We start from the raw sequence: 1710 nt of genomic DNA on the forward strand, positions 1-1710 counted from the left end.
GTCTTCAACTTCTGCTGGATCGTCGATTTCCCGATGTACGAGCTGAACGAAGACACGGGGCAGATCGACTTCAGCCACAATCCTTTCTCCATGCCGCAAGGCGGGTTGGACGCGCTGCTGAACCAAGACCCGCTGACGATCAATGCCTATCAGTATGATATCGTCTGCAACGGCATCGAACTCTCGTCGGGCGCGATCCGGAATCATCTGCCGGAAATCATGTATAAGGCCTTCGAAATCGCCGGCTATAAGAATGAAGACGTGGAAGCCCGCTTCGGCGGCATGCTCAACGCCTTCAAATTCGGCGCACCGCCCCACGGCGGCTCGGCCCCGGGCGTTGACCGGATGGTCATGCTGCTGGCCGACGAGCCGAATATCCGCGAAGTCGTCTGCTTCCCGATGAACCAAAAGGCCGAAGATCTGCTGATGCAGGCCCCAAGCCCGGTCGATCCGGCGCGGCTCAAGGAACTATCGATTAAAATCGATATTCCCCTGACCAAGCAGACCAAAAGCTAATGATTATCGGGATCGGTAACGATCTCTGCGACATCCGTCGCATCGAACGGTCGCTGGAGCGCTTCGGCGACCGTTTTCGCGACCGGGTGTTCGCGCCAGAAGAGCAAGCGAAGGCCGAACGGCGCGCGCACCCCGCCGCCACCTACGCCAAACGCTTCGCCGCCAAGGAAGCCTGCGCCAAGGCGCTGGGCACCGGTTTTCGCCACGGCGTGTTCTGGCGCGACATGGTGGTGATTAATCTTCCCAGCGGCAGGCCAACGCTGCGGCTGACGGGCGGGGCGCTCGAACGACTAACGGCGATCACCCCGGAAGGGATGACCGCCGATATTCACCTGACCCTGACGGATGAATATCCGCTGGCCCAGGCGATTGTGATGATTTATGGGGTGGCTCGCAGCAGTTTCATTCCGAAACGCTGAACAGCGCCGCGATTTCCGCTTCGGCCAAGCGATCAAAATCCGCCGGGACGGTAAACTGCCCCGCGAGAAAGCCCAGCGACCGCTTGCGCGGACGGGTTGGGGAGGCAAGCGCTTCCACCCGCACCAAAGGTTTCCCCGCCTTGGCAATCACAAAAGCCTCGCCCTTCGCGGCCGCCTCGACGAGGCGGGAGAGATGGGTTTTGGCGTCGTTGACATTGACGGTAAGCTTGAGGTCTTCCCCTAAACTAAGTTTATTTAGCTAACTTAGTTTAGGGGAAGACCTCAAGCCCAAATAAGAACGGCGGCCACCCCCGCAAGAATGACCGCCGACTGCGTAATGATCCTCCCCGCGTTAAGGCGAGCAGGGCGCTTGCGTAGGTTAGATGAACGTCACCTGGGCGATATCGGTGATGCCGGTCACGGTGAGGATATTGGCCGCGTCGATAGTGGCGACGAGGTAGCCCGCCGAGAAATCGATGGTGGCGGCGGGGTCGATGTCGAGGATAAGGGCGGCGACGGTGCCGCTGACGGTGTCGAGACCGCCGGTGTAGGTGAGGGTGAGGGTTGCGGCATTGGCGATGGAGATTGTATCGTTTCCGAGGCCAGCAGAAATTGTATCGTTACCGTCGCTGGTAGAAATGGCATCATCCCCCGATCCGGTTTCGATATAGTCATTGGTGACGCCAGTGAAATATTCCTGGACGACAATCAGGTTGTTACCGTCTCCTGCCCGTACATCGTTGTTACCTCGCCCGAGATAGTATGTATCGTTTCC

3 protein-coding genes and 1 pseudogene are annotated in these 1710 nt (G+C 58.9%); 2 read left to right on the forward strand and 2 right to left on the reverse strand.

Features of this window, described 5'->3' with window-relative positions; genetic code table 11:
- Both VZ95_RS15685 and acpS read left to right on the forward strand, forming a co-directional pair.
- A partial coding sequence (locus VZ95_RS15685) for an amino acid--tRNA ligase-related protein (RefSeq protein ID WP_045776696.1) occupies positions 1 to 516 on the forward strand: 516 nt, incomplete at its 5' end.
- Positions 516 to 935, forward strand: coding sequence for a holo-ACP synthase (gene acpS, locus VZ95_RS15690; RefSeq protein WP_045776697.1), 420 nt, complete (start codon positions 516 to 518; stop codon positions 933 to 935). The genes VZ95_RS15685 and acpS, both read left to right, overlap by 1 nt.
- On the opposite strand, the pseudogene VZ95_RS15695 reads toward acpS, so the two are convergent.
- Together VZ95_RS15695 and VZ95_RS25790 are read right to left on the reverse strand one after the other, a co-directional pair.
- Positions 919 to 1143 (reverse strand): annotated as a pseudogene (locus VZ95_RS15695) (type II toxin-antitoxin system Phd/YefM family antitoxin); the annotation flags it as partial. The gene acpS and the pseudogene VZ95_RS15695 sit on opposite strands and share 17 nt — an antisense overlap.
- Positions 1144 to 1314: 171 nt before the next feature.
- Positions 1315 to 1710: calcium-binding protein (locus VZ95_RS25790; protein ID WP_045776698.1), on the reverse strand; the 396-nt coding region annotated here is incomplete at its 5' end.

The sequence above is a fragment of the Elstera litoralis genome (genome assembly GCF_000963705.1).
GTDB classification, from domain to species: Bacteria; Pseudomonadota; Alphaproteobacteria; order Elsterales; family Elsteraceae; genus Elstera; species Elstera litoralis.

Excerpts from the sequence above, each read along its gene's own strand:
- acpS (WP_045776697.1), top strand. The coding sequence starts at position 516 with ATGATTATCGGGATCGGTAACGATCTCTGCGACATCCGTCGCATCGAA.